The sequence below is a fragment of the Marivita sp. genome, assembly GCF_965656765.1.
Classification (GTDB): Bacteria; Pseudomonadota; Alphaproteobacteria; order Rhodobacterales; family Rhodobacteraceae; genus Marivita.
Genome location: NZ_CBFHLV010000015.1, coordinates 1 through 20702 on the forward strand (window position 1 = coordinate 1; position 20702 = coordinate 20702).

The window sequence follows — 20702 nt, forward strand, 5'->3', positions numbered from 1 at the left end:
CATTTGCGAAGCAATCAAAACGAAACCAAGCGATCTCCTGCCGCTGCATTCAGGTTATCCAGATAAGTCTTGAGCAAGGGCACCCGGTCAGGACGGAATGAACGGTCTGTAACGGTCAGCTCCGTCATGCGGTCCAACCGGAACGCCCGATACGCATCGCGCATCAGACACCACGACAGCAAGCAATGCGATTGGTCGAACAGCATGATGCTAAGTGGTTTGACCTCGCGCCATGTCGAAGTACCGTGTTTATCGGTATAGGCGAAATTAACGATCCGTTCTTGCCAGCACGCCTCTCTGAGCACGCCTGAATCGATGGTGGGCGGAGCTGGCGGGTTGAACCGATGGGCCACGAGAACCGAATGGCGCAGACGATGCGCCTGCCTTTCGGGTAGGCGTGCACGCAGCTTCATAAGTGCGCTGCGGGCGGCATCAGACAAGGCAGGGTCGCCGACAGCAGCCACCTCACGCAGACCCAGAACCAGCGCTTCAAGCTCGTCTTCCTGGAAGCCAAGCGGGGGCAAATGTACGTCTTCGATCAAGGTATACCCGAACCCTGCTTCACCATCGATCACTGCCCCCAATTCGCGCAGCGTGTCGATGTCCCGATACAGCGTGCGAGGTGACACGCTTGTCGCGTCGGCCAGCTGCGTAGCCGTTGCGGGCGCTGGCAAAGTGCGTAGCGCTTGCATCAAGTGAAAAAGGCGATGGGTGCGGCTCATGTCCCAATTGTCTTAAACAATGCTGACAAAAAGTGACAGTAGCTTGCGCTACGCAGACCTCAGCGTTCTTTGGAGGCAAATATGCTCACTCTTATCACCTATCCCGAAGGCTTTGACGAACCAAGCCTCAGCCCATTCTGCGTCAAGACCATGATCCAGTTGGACATGGCAGGCGAAGACTGGCAGCCTGATTATGCAAGCACCCCTTCCGCCACACCCTTGAGCCGTCTTCCGGCGTTGCAAACGCCCGACGGACTGATTCCGGAAAGCGGGTTCATTCAGTCCTATTTGGAAGAGCGTGGCGCCGATTTCTATCCCGGTTTGGCGACCAAAGACCGCGTGCACGGCCATGCCATCATCCGCATGATCGAGGAACACCTGCGTGTGGCACTTGCGCATGACCGTTGGTTGGTGGATGCCTGTTGGGCCAAGTTGATGCCAATTGCCTTTGGCACCGTCCCAGCCGCGGTGCGGCCCGTATTGGCCAATATGGTGCGGCGGCAGGTGCGCAATGGTCTAAAAGGTCAAGGGTTCGCTCGCATGTCCGAGGCGCAGAGGATGCAATGCCTGACACCGGATCTTGATTGCCTGACGGACATGCTGTGGGACAAACCCTTTCTACTGGCCGATCACCCAACCGCCCCGGATACGATCGCGGTGCCGGTTCTCAGCATGCTTGCCAGTTTGCCCGCAGATACGGCGATCCGCCGTGCGGTGCGCGGAAACGAAACACTGATGGGATATATCCAGCGTGGACGGGCCGCGCTTTATCCAAACCTCAGCCGTTCCGCCGCCGTCGCGTGACCTTGCGCTTGGTCTTGGCGTCTTTCTTTTTCGCCTTAGCCGCTTTGCGTTTAGGTCCGCCCTTGCCCTTGGGGCGTGTCCCGCGCCCCATACGGCCTTTGCCCGAACCGGCGGGCAGTTCCGCGTCTTGGAGCGTCAATAGCTCAAGGCCGATGCCCCCTGTGACGGGCGCTGCGTCAATCAATTTGACGGTTACGCGCTGGCCCAGGCTGATGATAATACCAGTGTCAGACCCCATCAACGTCGCTGCATCAGCATCAAAATGAAAGTATTCGTTGCCAAGTGATCGGATCGGGATCAGCCCGTCAGCACCTGTTTCGTCCAGCTTTACGAACACACCAAAGCGCGCGATGCCACTGATGCGCCCGCCGAATTCTGCTCCGATGCGGTCCGACAGGAATGACGCCAGATAGCGATCCGTTGTGTCGCGCTCTGCCATCATCGACCTGCGTTCCGTGTCGCTGATATGCTGCGCGGTTGCCTCCAACTTATCGATGTCTTCGGGCGACAATCCATCTTTGCCCCACCCATGCGCCTTGATCAGCGCCCGGTGCACGGTCAGATCAGAATAGCGCCGGATCGGTGATGTGAAATGCGCGTAATTCTGAAGGGCGAGGCCGAAATGGCCAAAATTCTCAGGGTTGTAATAGGCCTGCGTCATCGACCGCAGTGTGGCGATGTTAATCAGCTCGGCCTCGTCCGATCCGGCAGCATCGTTCAGAAGACGGTTCAACTGCGCAGTTTTGAGAACCTGTCCCTTGGCCAATGATAGGCCGGCCGCTTCGGCGGTTTCGCGCAGCGACTCCAGTTTCTCGGGCGGTGGTTCCTCGTGCACACGGAACAAGAGCGGCGTGCGTTTGGCGATCAGGGTTTCGGCAGCGGCGACATTGGCCAGCACCATAAATTCTTCGATCAGTTTATGGGCATCCAAACGGTCTGCAAAATTGACTGACTTTACCGTGCCATCCTCAGCCAGCACGATCTTGCGTTCTGGCAGGTCAAGGTTCAACGGCTGACGGCGTTTGCGCGCTTCAACCAAGGCGGCATAGGCAGCGTAAAGCGGACGGATTACATCGTCCATCATTGGCGCGACCTTGTCGTTCGGCGCGCCATCTATCCCGGCCTGAACCTCTTGATAATTCAAAGATGCGGGCGACCGCATCAAACCACGCACAAAACTGTGGCTGATCTTTTCACCATGCGCGTCAATCACCATCCGCACTGCGATACAGGCCCGTGGCACGCCTTCGTGCAGCGAACACAGATCGCCGGACAACCGGTCTGGCAACATTGGCACAACCCGGTCAGGGAAGTAGCTGGAGTTGCCCCGCTTGCGCGCCTCTTGGTCAAGCGCAGACCCCGGCGTTACGTAGTGAGACACATCCGCGATAGCGACCCAGATCACATGACCGCTGGCGTTCTTGGGGTCGTCGTCGGGATGCGCGTAGCATGCATCGTCGTGGTCGCGCGCATCACTTGGGTCGATGGTGATCAGTGGCATGTCACGCAGGTCTTCGCGTCCCTTGAGACCTGCTGGCTTCATCGCGTCCGCTTCGGCGATCACATCATCGGGGAAGCTGTCAGGGATGCCGTGTTGGTGGATCGCAATCAAGGACACCGCGCGCGGCGCAGACGGATCGCCAAGTCGTTCGGTGATCCGCGCCCGTGGCAGGCCCATGCGCCCTGCAGGTCCAGCCTGTTCTGCCTCGACCAACTCGCCGTCTTTCGCCCCGCCGATAGCATCGGCTGCGACCATCCATTCCTTGTCTGACCCTTTGTCGATTGGTTTGATCCGCCCGCCTTCAGACACCTTGGCAAAAATCCCGACCACCTTGCGCGGGTTCGATCCAATCCGGCGGATCAGGCGCGCTTCGTAATTGTGATCTTCTTCATGCACCACCTGCAGCCGGGCAAGAATGCGGTCGCCTTCACCCAAAGCCGGATCAGAGGCGCGGGGGATCACGAGGATGATGGGCTCCACCCCTTCGCCATGCCATTCCAACGCACGGGCAAACAGGTCGCCATCGGGGGTCGGTTCTTTAACCTGCAACACGCTTACAGGCGGAAGGCGATCAGGGTCGCGGTAAGTCTTCTTGCGCTTCTCAAGGTGACCCTCATGCTCAAGTTCCTTGAGCAGTCGTTTCAAGTCGATCCGCGCTGCGCCTTTGATGCCAAAGGCCTTGGCGATGTCACGCTTCGCGGTGAGGGTCGGGTTGGCGGCGATCCAGTCAAGGATGTCCGCCTTTGTCGGCAGTTTGCTCATGCGACTCAGGTAGCACGCGCATGGGAGCACGTCATGGCGAAAGTCACGCTATTCGTCGAAGCAGAGCTCCATCATGCGGTGATCGATCCCGGCATCGTCAAAGATGTCGCCATAAGCGGCAAAGCCCAGCTTTTCGTAAAACCCCAAAGCATCGATCTGCGCCCCAAGCGCGGCGCGGGTAATGCCGGGCGTTTTACGTAGGATCATCAAGGCCTCGCGGATCAGCGCAGCCCCAAGGCCGGTACCCCGCATTTCATGCAAAACACACACCCGGCCAATTTTGCCGATCTCGTCTTTCAGCACGATGCGCGCAGCACCAACAGGTTTGCCGGACGCCGTGGCAAGCAAATGGATTGCCGTCGCGTCCAATTCGTCGCGTTCCAGTTCCACGGGGACCTTTTGTTCGTCAACAAACACGTGATGCCGGACGGTAAAGCAGTCAATCGGATCCTCGACCCGTGAAATGATCGGTCTCATTGCGCGAAATAGTCCTGAAGGATGCGTGTGTAGATCGCCTTTAGCTGATGGATCTGCTCAACCTCGACACGTTCATCCACCGCATGCATCGTCTTGCCGACCAGCCCGAATTCGACAACCGGACAGTGGTTCTTGACGAACCGTGCATCCGACGTGCCGCCGCTTGTTGAGAGCTCGGGTGTTACACCTGTTTCCGTCTCAACCGCTTTGCCGATCAGATCGGACAAGGGCCCCGGAGGTGTCAAGAACGCCTCGCCTGAAATCTTGATCTTGAGGTCAGTCTTGGTTCCAAATTCGGCATCGACCTTGGCTGCCTCATCGCGGAGCCAGTAGGAAAGACCTTCGCCGGTGTGGATGTCGTTGAACCGGATGTTGATACAGGCGCGGGTTTCTGCCGGGATCACATTGGTTGCGGCATTGCCAGTGTCGATGGTCACCACTGCAAGTGTTGATGCATCAAAATGGTCCGTGCCCTGATCAAGCTCATGCGACGATAGCTTGTCCATCAGCCGTGCCATCGCGGGCATCGGGTTCAGGGCGCGATGCGGGTAGGCCGAATGCCCCTGTTTGCCGGTCAGCGTGAACCAGGCATTCATAGATCCGCGCCGCCCGATCTTCATCATCTCGCCCATGTGGTTGGGGCTGGTGGGCTCACCGACCAGACAAACGCTCATCTGTTCTTCATTGATTTCCATCCAATCCAGCAGTGCCATTGTTCCGTTAATGGCATCCCCTTCTTCGTCGCCGGTGATCGACAGGATCACGGCCCCATCAGGCGGCGTGTTTTGGACAAAATCCATCGCGGCGGCGGCAAAGGCCGCGACGCCTGATTTCATGTCAGTTGACCCGCGCCCATACATCATTCCGTCTTTGATTTCAGCTCCGAAGGGCGGCATGGACCAGTCGTCGGGATTGCCCAAAGGCACCACATCCGTGTGACCGTTGAACCCAAATGTCCGGGCGTGCCCTTTGTCACCCCAGCGGGCAAAAAGGTTGGAAACGTCGTCACGATCAACGCGGATGCAGATGAACCCGGCCTTTTCAAGCAGGCTTTGCAATAAAATTAGCGCGCCACCTTCCTCAGGTGTAACAGAGGGGCAGCGGACAAGCGCTGCGGTCAGGTCAACGGGATCAGTGTTCGACATCGGTTTGGCCCCTTATTCAGCATTTGGTCTTGGCTATCGCCAAGTTCCGCCAGAGGCAAATGTGGCGAAAAGGACGCAATTGGCTGATACCATCAAGCCAGCCTGTTCTCGCCGTGGATGACAGAAGGTGCTTTGCCGTGTTATCCGTTTGTTAACAATAATAAATGGCTTGAGGCAGAGCAGCGATCCTTTGACGGGCGTGATACGGTGAAAACACCGGTCGGGCATTTTAGCGTCAAGGATATGTGCCTCGCGTCAGTTTGAGGCAAAAATGGCGACAGGCGCAGAGCTTACATACACCACCAATGCCAGCGCTTTGGCGATGGCACAGGAAATATTCGGAAGCGGCGTTTCCGTGGTCGGGGCAAGCTATACGGGTGATAACAGGGCGTCCGCAATTTTCAGTGACGGTGATGCCTTGGCGCCGGGTGTGACACCCAGCGATACCGGCGTAATCTTGTCGACCGGTCGCGTGGACCGCTTTACGCAGTCAAGCGGTGATCCCAACCAAAGCGCGTCAACCACGTCAGGAAGCAGCGGCCCCAATAACAACAGCACGTTCAACAGTGCGGCGGGCAACAATACTTACGACGCGTCATTCCTCGATATCGACTTCATTCCTGACGAAGATCTCATGACCATGCGTTTCGTGTTTTCCTCTGAGGAATTTCCCGAATTTACGAACTCGGTCTTTCAGGATTTTGTTGGCGTCTGGGTCAACGGTCAACAGGTTGATATTCAAGCGGGCAATGGGGACGTCGATCCAGCCAACCTCAACACAACAGAAAACATCAACCTGTTCCGCGATAACACGGGTGATGACTACAACACCGAAATGGATGGTTTTACCGTAAGTCTGACGATGACCATGCAGGTGATCCCAGATCAGGTTAACTCCATCCGTATCGGCATCGCGGATGTGGGGGACAATCAATACGATTCCAACCTGCTCATTGCAGCAGATTCGGTTCAAACGGATCTTGTGGCGCAGTCTGACGCTCTGACGACAGTTGCCAACAAGACCAAGACGCTTGATGTGCTCGCCAATGACGTCAACAATTCCGGCGGCACGATGACCATCACTCACATAAATGGTGTGGCTGTCGTGGCTGGTGACAGCGTGACGCTTACAACTGGTCAAGTTGTGACTTTGAACGCGGATGGCACGTTCTCTGTCACGACGGATTCCGACCTTGAAACCGTGAACTTCACATATGAAGTCGAAAGCTCCACCGGCGAAACCGATGTTGGCTTTGTCACGTTGGCAACCGTACCCTGTTTCGTTGCTGGAACGCTGATCAACACGGAACTTGGAAAACGACGTGTCGAAGACTTGCGCCCAGGCGATTTGATCTGCACCTTGGATCGCGGTCTGCAACCCTTACGCTGGATCGGACAACGTAGCGTGGCCGCCGTTGGGGCCTTTGCCCCAGTTCGCGTGGCAGCTGGCACGTTCGGAGATCACACGACCCTGATGCTGTCTCCACAACACCGTATTCTGGTGCGTGATCCACTGGCGGATTTGGTGTTTGGCACGCCAGAGGTTCTGATTGCCGCAAAACATCTGATCAACGGCCGCACTGTTGAAACCGTCGAAGGCGGCAGCGTGACCTATGTTCACCTGCTTTTTGATCAGCACGAGATCGTCATGTCGAACGGTCTGGCCACTGAGAGCTTTTTGCCTGGCCCAATGACGATGGATGCCTTCGAGGATGATGTGGTCGATGAGATCGCCAGCCTCTTTCCGGATCTCGATTTGGAAACCGGCGAAGGCTACGGCACCGCAGCACGTCAGATCCTTAAAAAGCACGAAGCCAAGATGCTGTTTGGAACCGCGGCATGAGTTGGTTCGCGTTGCTGGACTGCGCGACCCGCGACCCGTGGGTTCGGGATGAAGTCGAGGATATTTTGGGCCGCCGCCCGCGTGCCTGCGTACCCCGCGGTTCGGTGGTTCTGGAAACCCGCCTTTCGCCGGATGGACGACCTCAGACGCTGCTCAGTTACAAACAGGATGGTACAGCACCCACAAGTTTTTCTCTGATGTCCACACCGCATGGCAGCGTTGTTCTGGTGATCGCTCAGGGTGATGACGTCGTGCACGAAGTCGTCGAACGCGGTCGTGAGGCTCGGACCGATACGTTGCAGGTGACGATCAGCTGGGATGTGACCAAGCAATTAGGGCGACTTGTCGTTGCCCGTCCGGAAACCGAGCATGTTCTGATCCGACACTTCGCCATGACACGCGCACCGCTTTTGGCTGATCTGACGGCCTTGGCCCGGCCGCAAGGCCTGACCGACATCGACCCGGATGTGATCTTTGTCGCCCTGTCCACCGACATCGAACCGGTCGGGCCGATGCCGACTCTGTCCCCTTCGGTCCGGGTGGACACAGCGCAAGGTCTGCGTTTTGCGAAATCGTTGCGCCAGGGCGATGTCGTGCGCGCTGCCAGCGGCAAGCTGGTGCCTGTTCTGCACACCATCGCCCGCGAGGTGCCGAGCCTTGGATCATTCCGCTCTGTTCGTCTTCGGGCACCTTACTTTGGCCTGACGCAGGATGTTGTGGTATCGCGCCACCAACGGCTTTTGGTCAGCGGCCCCGAGGTTGAATACCTGTTCGGCCGCGAAGAGGTGCTTATCCCCGCCTCGGCCTTGGTCAACGGATACGCTGGACATTATGAACCTGCTCCGCGTTTTGTGACATATCACCAACTGCTCTTGCCGCATCATGACGCGGTTCGCATTCCAGATGCGGCGCTTGAATCGCTCTATATTGGTCGCATGCGGCGCGATAAGACACTGCTCGACGCCTCTGTCCTAAACGACCTGCCCCGCGCACTTTTGCCCGAACATCACCGGGCCGGGTATCAGGTATTGCGCGCGTTCGAAGCGATCACACTGGCCGAGGCCCGCGCGGCCTAACCTTTGTCCTTGTCGCCGAAATAAGGTGTTACCTGCGCGACGATCACTGCGTTTTCATCTAGCGCCTTTTGCATCAGCGCGATCTCGTCGGCCTCGATGTCGTGACCCTGTTCTTTGCGCTCTTCCAATGTGCCGTAGCCGGTCACGTCCAAGGGTGCCATGTCCGCCTGTTTGAGGATCGCCACAGTTTCACGCACCGCTTCAGCCTCATCAACGCCGGACGCATAACACATCAGCCCAGCACCGGTGGCTCCTTTGGGCAGGCCATCGCCTGTCTTGCGGCCCACCTCGACCACAAGAGTATAAACCGAATGCGGTTTCTTCGGTTTTTTGGGGCTGTCGGTCATGAAACTGCCTGTCAGTAAGGGTGCGCGCTGCATGTGCCACGAAACCCGCCTCGCGTCGAGGGTTGTTGCCGCCGCCCTGCTGCGCATACTGCGGGCAAAACCGGGAGGAATGATATGAAATCCGTAAAAGACATGGTGGCTGCCGCCAATGAAGTCGTCGCACATGCACCAGCATCCGAAATAATGGGTCTACACGGTCAGGATGGAGTGACCTTTGTCGATCTGCGCGATCCTCGAGAATTGGAACGGGAAGGGATGATCCCCGGCGCATTCCACTGCCCGCGCGGTATGTTGGAATTTTGGATCGACCCAGAGAGTCCTTACGCCAAGCCGCAGTTTCAAACTGGCAACCGGTTTGTGTTCTACTGTGCGTCGGGCTGGCGATCAGCTCTGTCCGCGCAAGTGGCGCAAGACATGGGATTGGAAAATGTCAGCCACATCAATGACGGCTTTGGCGGCTGGAAAAAGGCGGGCGGCCCGGTTGGTGAGAAGCCCGCCAAAAAGGGATAAGGCGCGTGCTCGCACGCACCGCTTGGATCAATCGCGCAATAGTTCGTTGATACCCGTCTTGGAGCGTGTCCGCTCGTCAACTCGCTTTACGATGACCGCGCAATAGAGGTTGATGTTGTTCTTGGACGGCATCGACCCGGCGACGACAACAGAATAGGGCGGCACTTCGCCGTACATCACTTCTCCGGTTTCGCGATCGACGATCTTGGTCGATTGACCGATGAATACGCCCATCCCAAGAACGGACCCTTCGCGAACAATACAGCCTTCGACCACTTCGGAACGTGCGCCGATAAAACAATTGTCCTCGATGATGGTCGGACCTGCCTGCATCGGCTCAAGCACGCCACCAATGCCGACACCGCCGGACAGGTGCACGTTCTTGCCGATCTGTGCGCAGGAACCCACCGTTGCCCAAGTGTCGACCATCGTGCCTTCGTCAACATATGCACCAAGGTTCACAAACGACGGCATCAAAACCACGCCCGGCGCAATGAACGCCGATTTGCGTACAATGCAGTTCGGCACGGCGCGGAATCCTGCGGCTTTCCACTGGTTGTCGCCCCAGCCTTTGAACTTGCTGTCGACCTTGTCCCACCAACCGCCGCCTTGCGGGCCGTTATCGTGCTGTTCCATGTCCTTGATACGAAAGCCAAGAAGCACGGCCTTCTTAGCCCACTGGTTCACATGCCAGACGCCGTTGTCTTGACGTTCGGCCACGCGCAGTTGACCGCTGTCGAGTGCGTTCAGAGTATCTTCGATCGCCTCACGGGTTTCCCCACCGGTTGACGATGTGATCGTATCGCGCGCGTCCCACGCGGCCTCGATGGCGGTTTCAAGCTGTGCGTTGGACATGGATACGCTCCTCACGTGGTAATCCCCGAAATCGCCTTGCCTATAAGCTGCAAGAGGTGGACGCGCAATGTATGTGCGTGTTGGCCTAGCGGAAAATGCGATCTTGGCCTTGGTGAAAAGGGCTCAACTGCTGATCGGATCAGGCGCGATATTGCCGCCGCATACCAGAATGGCAACGCGTTCTCCGGGCGCCGGTGCATATGCGCCTGACATCATTGCTGCCAAAGCGGCTGCCCCGGCGGGTTCCACCAATAACCGATGCGCCTGCCACAAAGCTGTCTGCGCTTCGACAATCGCGCCGTCTGAGACAAGCACGCTTTCGACTCCGACCGCTTTGGCCAAATCGAAACAAATGCTCCCAATCTGGCGCGCACCAAGCGCATTTGCAGCCACGCCGGATACGGCAACATCCACAGGGCCATCCGCTTCCAGAGCGGCATGCAACGCGCAAGATGTCATCGGCTCGACCGCAACAACTTTGCGTCGGCCGCCAAGCCACGCCAACGCCCCTGCGATTAGACCGCCGCCACCCACAGCAATCAGAACCGTATCTGCTTCAAGCCCCTGCCGGTCCCATTCCCGCAATACCGTCCCCTGACCTGCGACGGTTGGCTGCGCGTCATAGGCATGAATCTGCATCGCGCCGCTTTCCGCCGCTTCGCGTTCGGCAAGCTCGAGAGCATTGGCATATTCGCCAGGCACCACAGTCAATTCCGCGCCAGTGCGTTCGATCAGCCCAATCTTTGACGCGCCGGCGATCTCTGGAACAAAAATGCGTGCCCGATGGCCAAGCTTTTGCGCTGCATAAGCCACCGCCGCTCCATGATTTCCACCCGAGGCGGCGACAACCCCCGACACTGGCACGTCCGACGCCAAAAGCGTGTTGAACGCGCCGCGTGTTTTAAAGCTGCCGGTGTGCTGCATCTGCTCTAGCTTGAGGTCGATAGGACGTCCAAAGACGGTACTGCGCAGCACAGGTGTTTCCACAACATGCCCAGCGATCCGTTCCGCCGCCGCAGTGATACTGTCCTGCCAATCCATAATTGCGTCTCTCTGGTCACTTTGGTGCGGACGCTATAGGTCTGACGCCAGTCGAACAAGGAGCCGATCCCTATGAATGATCACCGCAACAGCCCCTTCCGTGACGCTGGACTTGACCGCAGCACGGCAAGCCATGTGCCGGATACGCCGCAGACGCGATCGCCGGCCTATCGGCTGGCATTTGCCGATGATGAATTCATGTGTCGCGAAGAACTGCGCCCGGTCCGGCTCCAGCTTGAATTGCTAAAGCCACAGCTGATGCTTGATGAACACCAGATCGAGAGCACCATCGTTCTGTTCGGCGGAGCCCGCATTCCGCGCCCGTCTGAGGCTGACAAAGCGCGGACCAAGACGCTGGCCGACCTGTCGCATTTCTACGACGAGGCTCGCGATTTTGCCCGCTTGATGACCCGCAAGTCCATCGATACCAACGGCCGCGAGTTTGTCGTTGTCACGGGCGGTGGGCCAGGCGTTATGGAAGCCGGAAATCGCGGTGCGGCGGATGAGGGTGGCAAATCCATCGGTCTCAATATCGTGCTGCCCCACGAACAAGCCCCGAACGAATATGTCACGCCAGAGCTGTGCTTCAACTTCCACTACTTCGCGATCCGCAAGATGCATTTCTTGATGCGCGCACGTGCGATTTGCGTCTTCCCTGGGGGCTTTGGCACGCTGGACGAGATGTTTGAGTCGCTGACCTTGATCCAGACAGGTCGTATGGACCGGGTGCCGTTCCTGCTGTTCGGTCGGGCGTTCTGGGAAAAGATCATCAACTGGGATGCGCTTGCTGATGCGGGTACGATCAGCCCAGAAGACCTTGATTTGTTCCGCTTTGTCGAAACCGCAGAAGAGGCGGCAGAGATTATCGAAAATTGGGATCCGGCTCCGGCACGCAGCGATATTCCAGGACGCTGATCCGCGCGTCTCGCCCGCGTTAGGAGTGTGTAAAGCCTGCTTGGTTAGTCTCGCCTCGGTATTTGCTCGGGGATTGGGACGCTGCTGTTCCGTCCCCGGTAAGGGGATGTGGTGCAGTGGCGCTCTTTACGGTGACAGCGTTCAAATGGACGGGCACGTTTTACAACGCGCAGTACAACACATCCTATACTGCAACGTTTGATGACGATGATGGCGCATACCAAGGCAGCGGCGATACCACCGAAACTGTGTCGATTAACAATGGCCCCCCATCATCATCTTGGGGTCAGCCCCATAGCATCGATGTAAATTTCACGGATGTGAACGGTCAGGCACATGTCGAAACCTTCTATTTCTTCAATACGAGTGCAGAATGGTATTTCGTTCCGGCCGAGGATTCCGACTTCACCGTCGGTGCCACGCTGGGCACTTATCAAAGCCACACGGATGGTTGGAACTATTCGGATGTGGTGTGCTTTGCGAAAGGCACCCTGATTGGGGTCACGTCTGGGGCAAAACCTGTTGAGCAGCTTGAACCGGGGGATTATGTCCAGACCCTTGGTGGACCCGCCTTGCCGCTTAGGCTGAACCTGAAACGCAGTTTGTCGCCGTTTGAACTCATGGCCAACCCGACCCTGCGTCCCGTTTGCATTGAGGCGGGGGCGTTGGGCGTTGGGCTGCCGGCAAGCAAACTCTATGTGTCTCGCCAGCACCGTATGCTGGTCGCATCAGCCATCGGAAAGCGCATGTTCGGCAAAGCCAAGGTGTTAATTGCCGCGATCCGCCTAACGATTTTGCCCGGATGCTATATTGACAGCCGCCCGCGTCATCTAACCTACCACCACCTGGTTTTTGATGAACACGCCATCGTCTTTGCCAACGGTGCGCCATCGGAGAGCTTTTTCCCGGGTCCACAGGCCGTTCGGTCGTTGACTCAAAGTGCTCATCGAGAATTCACCGCACTCTTCCCCGATGCTGCACAAGGTGTTGATCTGGGAAAAGCATCTCAATGCATCCCGTCAATAAAACAGCAAAAGCAGTTGTTGCTCCGGCACCTCAAGAACGGAAAACCCCTGCTGACTAGCGAATTTCGAACACGCTGATCGCGCAGTGTGGGCACTCTGACCCACTTAGACCTTCCAAGCCCCTTTCGCAGACGCAGCACGTCCTGTATGAGCCACGCTCAGTCCAGCCCCCGACACGACACCGGGGCTGCTGGCAAGCGAAAGGAGAGCCAAATGGGCTACAGAGTCGTCGTTGCAGGCGCCACCGGTAATGTGGGGCGCGAAATGCTGAACATCCTGGCCGAGCGCCAGTTCCCCGTTGATGAGATCGCCGTGCTTGCGTCGCGCCGGTCACTGGGTACGGAGGTCAGCTTTGGCGACAAGACGCTGAAGACGCAGGATCTCGATACGTTCGATTTCACCGGCTGGGATTTTGCGCTGTTCGCCATCGGCTCGGACGCGACAAAGAAATACGCGCCCATTTCCGCCAAGGCGGGCTGCGTTGTGATCGATAACTCGTCGCTCTATCGCTACGACCCGGACGTGCCACTCATCGTGCCAGAGTGCAACGCAGACGCGATTCACGGCTATTCAAAGAAGAACATCATCGCCAATCCCAACTGCTCGACCGCGCAGATGGTTGTCGCGCTCAAGCCGTTGCACGACCGTGCCCGCATCAAACGCGTTGTGGTAAGCACGTATCAGTCTGTCTCCGGCTCGGGCAAAGACGCGATTGATGAACTATGGGATCAGACCAAGGCGGTCTACAACCCGACAGCAGATTACCAGCGCAAGGTTTATCCCAAGGATATTGCCTTCAACGTGATCCCGCATATCGACGTGTTCCTTGAAGACGGATCGACAAAAGAAGAATGGAAGATGGTCGCTGAAACGAAAAAGATCATTGATCCATCGATCAAGGTCACGGCGACTTGCGTGCGTGTTCCGGTCTTTGTCGGCCATTCCGAGGCAATCAACATCGAATTCGAAGACCACCTCGATGAAGACGAGGCTCGTGATATCCTCCGTGAATCTCCAGGCATCATGGTGATCGACAAGCGCGAAGATGGTGGCTACGTCACGCCCAAGGAGTGCGTTGGCGATTTTGCCACGTTCATCAGCCGCATCCGTCAGGATTCCACGATCGATAACGGCATCAACCTTTGGTGCGTGTCCGACAATTTGCGCAAGGGCGCCGCGTTGAACGCCGTGCAAATTGCCGAGGTCCTGGGCCGGGAAGTTCTGAAAAAGGGCTGATCCGAACGGGTTGTGAAAGCGAAAGGCGTCGCACAGTTGCGGCGCCTTTTTTGCGTCCTCATCTGCCCGATGCCTTACCGCGGCAGCGGCATCAGGCGAACCGGGCCCGCGTCCGGTTCGCAAACGCTACGAGCGACAGCATAACGGGCACCTCGACCAACACGCCGACCACAGTTGCCAACGCGGCCCCTGAATTCAGGCCAAATAGGCTGATGGCAACAGCAACTGCGAGTTCAAAGAAATTCGAAGTACCGATTAACGCGCAAGGGGCCGCGATGCGGTGTGGCACGCGCAAGGCGAACGCAGCGGCATAAGCCAGCGCAAAGATCCCGTAGGATTGGATCAGGATGGGAACGGCAATCAGTGCGATCACCTGAGGGCGGTCAAGAATGACCTGCCCCTGAAGCCCAAACAGAATCACCACCGTCGCGATCAGCCCAACGATGGACCACGGTTTTATCCGGGTCTGGAACGCATGGATACGGGCATCGCTGCCAAGGCGGACGCGTGTCCAAATGCCTGCGGCTAGCGGCAGCGCAACAAACAAGACCACAGACAGAACAAGCGTTTCCCAAGGCACAACGATATCCGTTACGCCAAGTAGAAACGCCACGATGGGCGCAAAGGCAAACACCATCACCACGTCGTTCACCGACACCTGCAAAAGCGTATAGCTCTCGTCGCCCCGGGTAAGCTGTGACCATACGAACACCATCGCGGTGCACGGTGCTGCGCCCAATAGGATAAGCCCGGCGATATACTGCTGTGCATCTTCGGGGGCGATCAGATCGGCAAATGCGACCTCGAAGAACAGCACACCAAGCGCGGCCATTGAAAACGGCTTAATCAACCAGTTGACGATCAGCGTAATGGCCAGACCTTTAGGTTGCTTGACGACATCTTTAAGGCTGCTGGGATCGACCCCAACCATCATGGGATAAACCATCGCCCAGATCAGTACGGCGACCACAAGATTGACGCTTGCCACTTCTGCTGTCGCAATCGCATCGACAAGAGCGGGAACCGCACTCCCGATGATAACTCCGCCGATCATGGCAAGCGCGATCCAAAGGGACAGGTAACGCTCAAAGACACTCATGCGATGACTCCTTGCCGACTGTGACAATCTCGTTCCGCGAAGTGACGGCTTCAAAGGAAAAACGCAACCTTCTGATCATTCTAGGATTGTCTCGATTGCGCTCAAAGAATTCACGGAACCCTTCGCTCTGTTGCGTGTTCTTCACACCAGCGGGTCCATCTTTTGACTGCCCCATTCTTGCCGCATTTGGCTCGCACCCTTTTAGGATGTGGTAAACAAATCAGTAAAGGTGCCCTCAAATGGCAGTACAATCTGTCCCCCTCACCGCCGACACATCCGCTGGTATGCCGATGCCGTTGGACAGCGAAACAGCGATGCTGCTGCGCACCGTTCTACTTCCTCATTTCGAACGCGCGACAAGTTGGGGTGATCTGTGTGATCGTCTCGCCTCAAAGGGTTACGAGATCACCTTTCGCGGCGGTCACCTTGTCCTGGCTGATGAAAGCGGCAAGCCCGTCTGCACCGGGGCGATGATCGGATCACCGCTGTCGCGTCTGGCTGAACGGTTGGGTCGCCCAAAGTTGCGCACCGATTGCACAGGCGTCAACGCGACATTGCAGAACTGATCAGACCGGTTGAAATGACCGGGTTTTGGGGTCGAAATACTCAAGCCCGCCTTCACCGATATCGGTCCAAAGCCCATGCAACGTGAGCAGATCCTGCTCTACGGCATCGCTGATGAACGGAAACGTCATCAGATTCTCCAGCGACACAATCACCGATTCCTTCTCAAGCGCGCGCACCTGACCTTCGGGTGTGTTCACTGCCTTGATGCGTTCATATCCCGGACGCAAGATATCCATCCAGCGCCCCACAAAGCTGGATTGTTCCTCAAGGTGCGGCGCATTTCCTGAACACATATCCAGACATCCCTGAACACCGCCGCAATTTGAATGGCCCAGCACAATCAAATGCGCCACGTTCAGCGCTGTCACCGCATATTCCACAGCGGCTGATGTGCCGTGGTGATCGCCGTCCGGTTCATACGGCGGCACGAGGTTTGCGATATTGCGGTGGATAAAGAACTCGCCCTGATCCGCACCAAAGATTGACGTGACATGCACTCGGCTGTCGCAACAGGAAATCACCATCGCACGCGGGCGCTGACCTTCTGTTGCAAGGCGTTTGTACCACGCTCGGTTGTCCGAATAGGTGGTGGCCTTCCAGCCCTGATACCGTTGAATGAGATATGCAGGCAGCGGCTTCGCGGCGTTCATGAATTCCTCCGCCTCTGTGTTCGTCGTTCCATGCGGGATACGTCGAAATTAATCGGAATTCGAGAGAAAAACACGCGTGAACTTACCAATTGGAAAGGCTCACCTGAGATAGAGGGCGCCGGGTCGGGGTGAGAAAGGATTTATAACGATGCAGAAAATTTCGGTTTTGCATCCGCGAGATGCGGCTTTTTTTGACGAAGATACACTAAATGCGCTCAGCCGCGATCTTGGGCCGGCCGTGGCCGAGAACATTCTGTGCCGCGCGCGCGAAGATATCGCTGCCCGGTTCATTCAAATTCGCGATGAATACGGCACGGGCAACTATCCCGGGCTAAGAAAATCGGTGCACGCAGTGATGCCAATCGCCGATCAGATCGGGCTCCCGGGTCTAACGTCCATCGGCCATGATGTGCTGCGTTGCATTGATCAGGCGGACCCAGTCGCGCTGGCCTCAACATTGTGTCGGTTCCTGCGATGTGGCGAAATGGCAATCTCTTGTGCTGAGATGGGGCTGGATCTCTCGCTCTGATTCCGCTTGCAGCGCGTGGTTAACGGCGTACCTTCGCCGCAATGTCGAAGAAGGGAAAGTCCATGACCGTTGCACTCGCGCCTGCGGGCACTGATGCGTTGCCAATATACGTTCTGGGAACCGAGGACGTGGCACTGTGGGCGGGCCAGCAAAATGACCGTGTCCGCACTTGGGTCGAAGCAAGCGGCTTTAAGGGCGGTCTGGGTGCGGCCTTGGTCATTCCCGACAAAGAGGGCCATCCCGAGGCGGCTTTGATCGGCTATGGCACCCCTGCCAGCCGCAAACGTGACCGTTTCGCACTGGCAGCCGCGATGCCCAAACTTGCACCCGGCACATACCGGATCGACAGCGGGATCGAAGAGGATCACCTTGAACAAGAGGCACTAGGCTGGCTTCTCGCCAGCTACAGTTTTGACCGCTACCGCGACAACGCCGTCGAACGCGCAACGCTGGTCACACCTCAAGGTGTTGATGCTGACCGTGTCTCGATTATGGCCGAGGCTGAATTTCTCACTCGCGATCTGATCAACACACCCGCCTCTGATATGGGCCCGGCCGAGCTTGAATCTGCGGCACGCGGTTTGGCCGAAGAACACAAGGCCGACATCTCGGTCATAACGGGCAACGCTCTGCTCGAGAGTGATTTCCCGATGATCCACACAGTGGGTCGTGCCTCTGACCGTGCGCCCAGACTAATTGACATGTCCTGGGGAACACGCGGGCCGAAGATCACGCTGGTTGGCAAAGGTGTGTGTTTCGACACAGGGGGGCTCAATCTCAAACCCGGCAGTTCGATGGGGCTGATGAAAAAGGACATGGGCGGTGCCGCCAATGTGCTGGGTCTGGCGCATATGATCATGGCGTCCGAACTTCAGGTTCGTCTGCGGGTACTGATCCCGGCAGTCGAAAACTCGGTCAGCGGCAATAGTTTTCGCCCACAAGACATTCTCAGCTCGCGCAAGGGTCTCACGGTCGAGATCAACAATACCGATGCCGAAGGCCGCCTGGTGCTGGCCGATGCCCTGACCCTCGCGTCCGAAGATGAACCGAACCTGATCGTGTCGATGGCGACCCTGACCGGGGCCGCCCGTGTGGCTGTCGGCCCAGACCTTGCACCCTATTTCACAGATGACGATGTCGCGGCTACCTCGCTTGACCTGTCATCGCGTCGGATGGGTGATCCGGTCTGGCGTTTACCCTTCCACGACCCCTACGAGTCTATGATCGAACCAGGTATCGCAGACCTCGACAACGCACCAAAAGGCGGTTTTGCCGGGTCAATCACCGCCGCCCTGTTCCTGCGTCGCTTTGTAAGCGAACACGACCGCTACATCCATTTTGACATCTACGGCTGGCAACCATCTGCCGCCCCCGGTCGCCCCAAAGGTGGCGCATTGCAAGGCGCGCGGGCACTGTTCGCAGCGCTGCCGGATATGATGGACCTGTGATGGACAGGCGGTCTCTCTGGTCGAACGGCGTGGTGGCACACAGCTCGCTCCAAGGAAAGGTTACGGCAGAACGCTTTTCCGACGGTCAAATGCACCGCGTAACAGCGCCCCCAGCCGCCGCGATCTGCAAGTCGCCAAGCGGGGACCGCGATCGTGAGCTCCTTTGGGGTCAAGCGTTTAACGTGCTCGGCACCGACAAGGACTGGGCCTTTGGATACGCGCTGCACGACGGATATGCCGGTTATGTCAATGTCTCGGCGCTGTCACCATTCATCGCCCCAGCAACGCACCGGGTGTCCGTCCGCCAGACGATGGCGCTCGCCGCTCCTGACTTCAAAGCGACGAAAGCCGAACATGTGCCACTGTCGTTGGGGTCCGAGGTCTGCGTTACCACGACCAATGATAAATGGGCCACGATCAACAGCGCGCCAAATGACCTCTATATCCCTTTCAAACATCTGACCCCGCTGGACAATAAAGATCTTGATCCCGTGGCTGTGGCGGAACGCCTGATGGGCGCACCTTACGTCTGGGGCGGCAATTCCTCTTTCGGTATCGACTGTTCCGGGTTGGTACAGATCGCCTGTCGCGCCTGCGGCATCCGGTGTCCCGGCGACAGTGATCAACAGCGTCACGGCCTGGGACACACCCTTGATCCCGGCACGCCACCAAAGCGTGGTGACCTGCTGTTCTGGAAAGGGCACGTGGGCTGGGTGTCCGGCCCAGACACGCTGTTACATGCGAATGCGTATTCTATGTCGGTGATCTATGAGCCGCTTCAAGCGGCGATCAAACGTATCGCGGACCAAGGTGATCCAATCCTACGCCACGCGCGCTTGACGCCGATCTGAAAACACCGCAAATCGTCGCTCTCTTGGTTCCGGAGCAGGCCAATGCAAGCGCGCGCGTCCATCTTTACGCCGGTCCTTATCGGCGGCTGCATCATTATCCTTGTGTCGTTCGCGATCCGAGCCAGCTTTGGCGTGTTCCAAATCCCGATTGCCGAGGAATTCGGCTGGCTGCGCGCCGAATTTTCTTTGGCGATTGCGATCCAGAACCTTGCGTGGGGTATTGGTCAGCCGCTCTTTGGCGCGTTGGCAGAAAAGATTGGCGACCGCAAAGCGATCATCCTTGGCGCACTTATTTATGCTGCCGGTTTGGTGCTGTCGTCGTTCGCGGTAACGCCCACCGCGCACCAATTCTACGAAATCCTCGTCGGGTTCGGTGTGGCGGGCACCGGCTTTGGCGTCATCCTTGCCGTTGTCGGACGCGCAAGTTCGGATGCCAACCGCTCCATGAGCCTTGCCATTGTGACCGCTGCGGGCAGCGGGGGGCAGGTCTTTGGTGCCCCGCTTGCGGAATGGATGCTGACGCTGATGAGTTGGCAAATGGTGTTCCTTTGGTTCGCCGTGGTCATCTTGTCTGTCACACTGGTGCTGCCTTTCATGCGCTCGCCCGTGCCACCAGCCAGCCGGGCGGAGCTTGAGGAAAGCATGGGCACAATCCTGGTCCGCGCCTTTCGCGATCCATCCTACACACTGATTTTCCTTGGCTTCTTCAGCTGTGGATATCAATTGGCCTTTATCACCGCGCATTTTCCGGCTTTCGTGACTGAACTGTGCGGTCCAATCCAGCCGGGTGGGATGCTACACTCCATCGGCATCACAACAACCTCTGCGCTGGGCGCCGTGTCGATCTCGCTCATCGGGCTAATGAACATCGTCGGGACGCTCACAGCAGGCTGGGCTGGAAACCGTTGGTCCAAGAAATACCTGCTGGCGGGAATTTACACAGGCCGCACTGTCGTCGCGGCGCTGTTCATCATGTTCCCGATCACCCCGATATCGGTGATCCTGTTCTCTGCCGCGATGGGCTCGCTCTGGCTTGCGACTGTACCGCTCACATCGGGCCTGATCGCCCATATCTACGGGCTGCGCTACATGGGCACGCTCTACGGCATCGTTTTCTTTAGCCACCAATTGGGCAGTTTCATGGGCGTGTGGTTGGGGGGACGGATGTACGACATCTATGGCGACTACACGTTGGTCTGGTGGATTGGTGTTGGCGTCGGCGCGTTCAGCGCAGTCGTCCATCTGCCAATCCGCGAAAAACGCCAACCAGCTCCACTCGCCACCTGAACTCAGCCCAGT

At 57.6% G+C, this 20702-nt stretch carries 21 protein-coding genes; 12 read left to right on the forward strand and 9 right to left on the reverse strand.

The genetic code is table 11. The features are described from left to right. Positions 1–14: 14 nt before the first annotated feature. The gene (locus ACTG4M_RS06375) at positions 15–722 is read right to left on the reverse strand and encodes a helix-turn-helix transcriptional regulator (RefSeq protein WP_439122810.1); all 708 of its coding nucleotides are present in this window, start codon (positions 720–722) and stop codon (positions 15–17) included. 81 nt (positions 723–803) lie between these two features. Here ACTG4M_RS06375 and ACTG4M_RS06380 point away from each other — a divergent pair, with 81 nt between their 5' ends. After that, the gene (locus tag ACTG4M_RS06380; protein ID WP_439122811.1) at positions 804–1526 is read left to right on the forward strand and encodes a glutathione S-transferase family protein; all 723 of its coding nucleotides are present in this window, start codon (positions 804–806) and stop codon (positions 1524–1526) included. Here the strand turns inward: ACTG4M_RS06380 and rnr are convergent. From rnr to dapE, 3 genes are read right to left on the reverse strand one after another with little or no spacing between them, the layout of a single operon-like run. Next, positions 1501–3789: a ribonuclease R gene (rnr, locus tag ACTG4M_RS06385; protein ID WP_439122812.1), complete on the reverse strand. Its 2289-nt coding sequence runs from the start codon at positions 3787–3789 to the stop codon at positions 1501–1503. The genes ACTG4M_RS06380 and rnr overlap by 26 nt on opposite strands. Before the next feature lie 48 nt (positions 3790–3837). Continuing rightward, positions 3838–4266 carry a GNAT family N-acetyltransferase gene (locus ACTG4M_RS06390; RefSeq protein WP_439122813.1) on the reverse strand — a complete coding sequence of 143 codons (429 nt, stop codon included), beginning with the start codon at positions 4264–4266 and terminating at the stop codon, positions 3838–3840. Next, positions 4263–5411 (reverse strand): succinyl-diaminopimelate desuccinylase, encoded by a 1149-nt coding sequence (gene dapE, locus ACTG4M_RS06395; RefSeq protein ID WP_439122814.1) that lies wholly within the window; start codon positions 5409–5411, stop codon positions 4263–4265. Before dapE ends, ACTG4M_RS06390 begins: the two co-directional genes overlap by 4 nt. A gap of 271 nt (positions 5412–5682) precedes the next feature. Between dapE and ACTG4M_RS06400 the strand changes: the two genes are divergently transcribed. Together ACTG4M_RS06400 and ACTG4M_RS06405 are read left to right on the forward strand one after the other, a co-directional pair. Further along, positions 5683–7254 (forward strand): Hint domain-containing protein, encoded by a 1572-nt coding sequence (locus ACTG4M_RS06400; RefSeq protein WP_439122815.1) that lies wholly within the window; start codon positions 5683–5685, stop codon positions 7252–7254. After that, positions 7251–8330, forward strand: a complete 1080-nt coding sequence (locus tag ACTG4M_RS06405; protein WP_439122816.1) for a Hint domain-containing protein — start codon at positions 7251–7253, stop codon at positions 8328–8330. The genes ACTG4M_RS06400 and ACTG4M_RS06405 overlap by 4 nt, the downstream gene beginning before the upstream one ends. Here the strand turns inward: ACTG4M_RS06405 and ACTG4M_RS06410 are convergent. Further along, positions 8327–8677 (reverse strand): hypothetical protein, encoded by a 351-nt coding sequence (locus tag ACTG4M_RS06410; protein WP_439122874.1) that lies wholly within the window; start codon positions 8675–8677, stop codon positions 8327–8329. The two genes, ACTG4M_RS06405 and ACTG4M_RS06410, sit on opposite strands and share 4 nt — an antisense overlap. Before the next feature lie 114 nt (positions 8678–8791). Between ACTG4M_RS06410 and ACTG4M_RS06415 the strand changes: the two genes are divergently transcribed. Further along, positions 8792–9187 carry a rhodanese-like domain-containing protein gene (locus ACTG4M_RS06415; RefSeq protein WP_439122817.1) on the forward strand — a complete coding sequence of 132 codons (396 nt, stop codon included), beginning with the start codon at positions 8792–8794 and terminating at the stop codon, positions 9185–9187. 27 nt (positions 9188–9214) lie between these two features. Here ACTG4M_RS06415 and dapD read toward each other — a convergent pair whose 3' ends face one another. Together dapD and ACTG4M_RS06425 are read right to left on the reverse strand one after the other, a co-directional pair. After that, positions 9215–10042, reverse strand: a complete 828-nt coding sequence (dapD, locus tag ACTG4M_RS06420; RefSeq protein ID WP_439122818.1) for a 2,3,4,5-tetrahydropyridine-2,6-dicarboxylate N-succinyltransferase — start codon at positions 10040–10042, stop codon at positions 9215–9217. A 123-nt stretch (positions 10043–10165) separates the two neighbouring features. Next, the gene (locus ACTG4M_RS06425; RefSeq protein WP_439122819.1) at positions 10166–11083 is read right to left on the reverse strand and encodes a threonine/serine dehydratase; all 918 of its coding nucleotides are present in this window, start codon (positions 11081–11083) and stop codon (positions 10166–10168) included. Between the two features lie 72 nt (positions 11084–11155). Here ACTG4M_RS06425 and ACTG4M_RS06430 point away from each other — a divergent pair, with 72 nt between their 5' ends. The 3 genes from ACTG4M_RS06430 (at position 11156) to ACTG4M_RS06440 (ending at position 14259) form a co-directional block, all read left to right on the forward strand. Further along, positions 11156–11998, forward strand: coding sequence for a TIGR00730 family Rossman fold protein (locus ACTG4M_RS06430; RefSeq protein ID WP_439122820.1), 843 nt, complete (start codon positions 11156–11158; stop codon positions 11996–11998). Positions 11999–12114: 116 nt separating this feature from the next. Further along, positions 12115–13101 (forward strand): Hint domain-containing protein, encoded by a 987-nt coding sequence (locus tag ACTG4M_RS06435; RefSeq protein WP_439122821.1) that lies wholly within the window; start codon positions 12115–12117, stop codon positions 13099–13101. 135 nt (positions 13102–13236) lie between these two features. After that, positions 13237–14259 (forward strand): aspartate-semialdehyde dehydrogenase, encoded by a 1023-nt coding sequence (locus ACTG4M_RS06440; protein WP_439122822.1) that lies wholly within the window; start codon positions 13237–13239, stop codon positions 14257–14259. A 91-nt stretch (positions 14260–14350) separates the two neighbouring features. Here ACTG4M_RS06440 and arsB read toward each other — a convergent pair whose 3' ends face one another. Further along, positions 14351–15358, reverse strand: coding sequence for an ACR3 family arsenite efflux transporter (arsB, locus tag ACTG4M_RS06445; RefSeq protein WP_439122823.1), 1008 nt, complete (start codon positions 15356–15358; stop codon positions 14351–14353). A 239-nt stretch (positions 15359–15597) separates the two neighbouring features. Between arsB and ACTG4M_RS06450 the strand changes: the two genes are divergently transcribed. Then, the gene (locus ACTG4M_RS06450) at positions 15598–15924 is read left to right on the forward strand and encodes a hypothetical protein (protein ID WP_439122824.1); all 327 of its coding nucleotides are present in this window, start codon (positions 15598–15600) and stop codon (positions 15922–15924) included. Here the strand turns inward: ACTG4M_RS06450 and ACTG4M_RS06455 are convergent, their stop codons facing one another. Then, positions 15925–16575 carry a carbonic anhydrase gene (locus tag ACTG4M_RS06455; RefSeq protein WP_439122825.1) on the reverse strand — a complete coding sequence of 217 codons (651 nt, stop codon included), beginning with the start codon at positions 16573–16575 and terminating at the stop codon, positions 15925–15927. A gap of 148 nt (positions 16576–16723) precedes the next feature. Between ACTG4M_RS06455 and ACTG4M_RS06460 the strand changes: the two genes are divergently transcribed. From ACTG4M_RS06460 to ACTG4M_RS06475, 4 genes are all read left to right on the forward strand, one after another. Further along, complete coding sequence (locus ACTG4M_RS06460) at positions 16724–17104, forward strand: hypothetical protein (RefSeq protein WP_439122826.1); 381 nt, start codon at positions 16724–16726, stop codon at positions 17102–17104. Positions 17105–17166: 62 nt separating this feature from the next. Next, positions 17167–18552, forward strand: coding sequence for a leucyl aminopeptidase family protein (locus ACTG4M_RS06465; RefSeq protein WP_439122827.1), 1386 nt, complete (start codon positions 17167–17169; stop codon positions 18550–18552). Beyond that, complete coding sequence (locus ACTG4M_RS06470) at positions 18552–19403, forward strand: C40 family peptidase (protein ID WP_439122828.1); 852 nt, start codon at positions 18552–18554, stop codon at positions 19401–19403. Before ACTG4M_RS06465 ends, ACTG4M_RS06470 begins: the two co-directional genes overlap by 1 nt. Before the next feature lie 42 nt (positions 19404–19445). Next, on the forward strand, positions 19446–20690 hold the full coding sequence (locus ACTG4M_RS06475) for an MFS transporter (protein WP_439122829.1): 1245 nt from the start codon (positions 19446–19448) through the stop codon (positions 20688–20690). Positions 20691–20702: the final 12 nt, after the last annotated feature.

Coding starts and splice junctions, on each gene's coding strand:
- ACTG4M_RS06375 (WP_439122810.1), bottom strand. CDS start 722: ATGAGCCGCACCCATCGCCTTTTTCACTTGATGCAAGCGCTACGCACT.
- ACTG4M_RS06380 (WP_439122811.1), top strand. CDS start 804: ATGCTCACTCTTATCACCTATCCCGAAGGCTTTGACGAACCAAGCCTC.
- rnr (WP_439122812.1), bottom strand. CDS start 3,789: ATGAGCAAACTGCCGACAAAGGCGGACATCCTTGACTGGATCGCCGCC.
- ACTG4M_RS06390 (WP_439122813.1), bottom strand. CDS start 4,266: ATGAGACCGATCATTTCACGGGTCGAGGATCCGATTGACTGCTTTACC.
- dapE (WP_439122814.1), bottom strand. CDS start 5,411: ATGTCGAACACTGATCCCGTTGACCTGACCGCAGCGCTTGTCCGCTGC.
- ACTG4M_RS06400 (WP_439122815.1), top strand. CDS start 5,683: ATGGCGACAGGCGCAGAGCTTACATACACCACCAATGCCAGCGCTTTG.
- ACTG4M_RS06405 (WP_439122816.1), top strand. CDS start 7,251: ATGAGTTGGTTCGCGTTGCTGGACTGCGCGACCCGCGACCCGTGGGTT.
- ACTG4M_RS06410 (WP_439122874.1), bottom strand. CDS start 8,677: ATGACCGACAGCCCCAAAAAACCGAAGAAACCGCATTCGGTTTATACT.
- ACTG4M_RS06415 (WP_439122817.1), top strand. CDS start 8,792: ATGAAATCCGTAAAAGACATGGTGGCTGCCGCCAATGAAGTCGTCGCA.
- dapD (WP_439122818.1), bottom strand. CDS start 10,042: ATGTCCAACGCACAGCTTGAAACCGCCATCGAGGCCGCGTGGGACGCG.
- ACTG4M_RS06425 (WP_439122819.1), bottom strand. CDS start 11,083: ATGGATTGGCAGGACAGTATCACTGCGGCGGCGGAACGGATCGCTGGG.
- ACTG4M_RS06430 (WP_439122820.1), top strand. CDS start 11,156: ATGAATGATCACCGCAACAGCCCCTTCCGTGACGCTGGACTTGACCGC.
- ACTG4M_RS06440 (WP_439122822.1), top strand. CDS start 13,237: ATGGGCTACAGAGTCGTCGTTGCAGGCGCCACCGGTAATGTGGGGCGC.
- arsB (WP_439122823.1), bottom strand. CDS start 15,358: ATGAGTGTCTTTGAGCGTTACCTGTCCCTTTGGATCGCGCTTGCCATG.
- ACTG4M_RS06450 (WP_439122824.1), top strand. CDS start 15,598: ATGGCAGTACAATCTGTCCCCCTCACCGCCGACACATCCGCTGGTATG.
- ACTG4M_RS06455 (WP_439122825.1), bottom strand. CDS start 16,575: ATGAACGCCGCGAAGCCGCTGCCTGCATATCTCATTCAACGGTATCAG.
- ACTG4M_RS06460 (WP_439122826.1), top strand. CDS start 16,724: ATGCAGAAAATTTCGGTTTTGCATCCGCGAGATGCGGCTTTTTTTGAC.
- ACTG4M_RS06465 (WP_439122827.1), top strand. CDS start 17,167: ATGACCGTTGCACTCGCGCCTGCGGGCACTGATGCGTTGCCAATATAC.
- ACTG4M_RS06470 (WP_439122828.1), top strand. CDS start 18,552: ATGGACAGGCGGTCTCTCTGGTCGAACGGCGTGGTGGCACACAGCTCG.
- ACTG4M_RS06475 (WP_439122829.1), top strand. CDS start 19,446: ATGCAAGCGCGCGCGTCCATCTTTACGCCGGTCCTTATCGGCGGCTGC.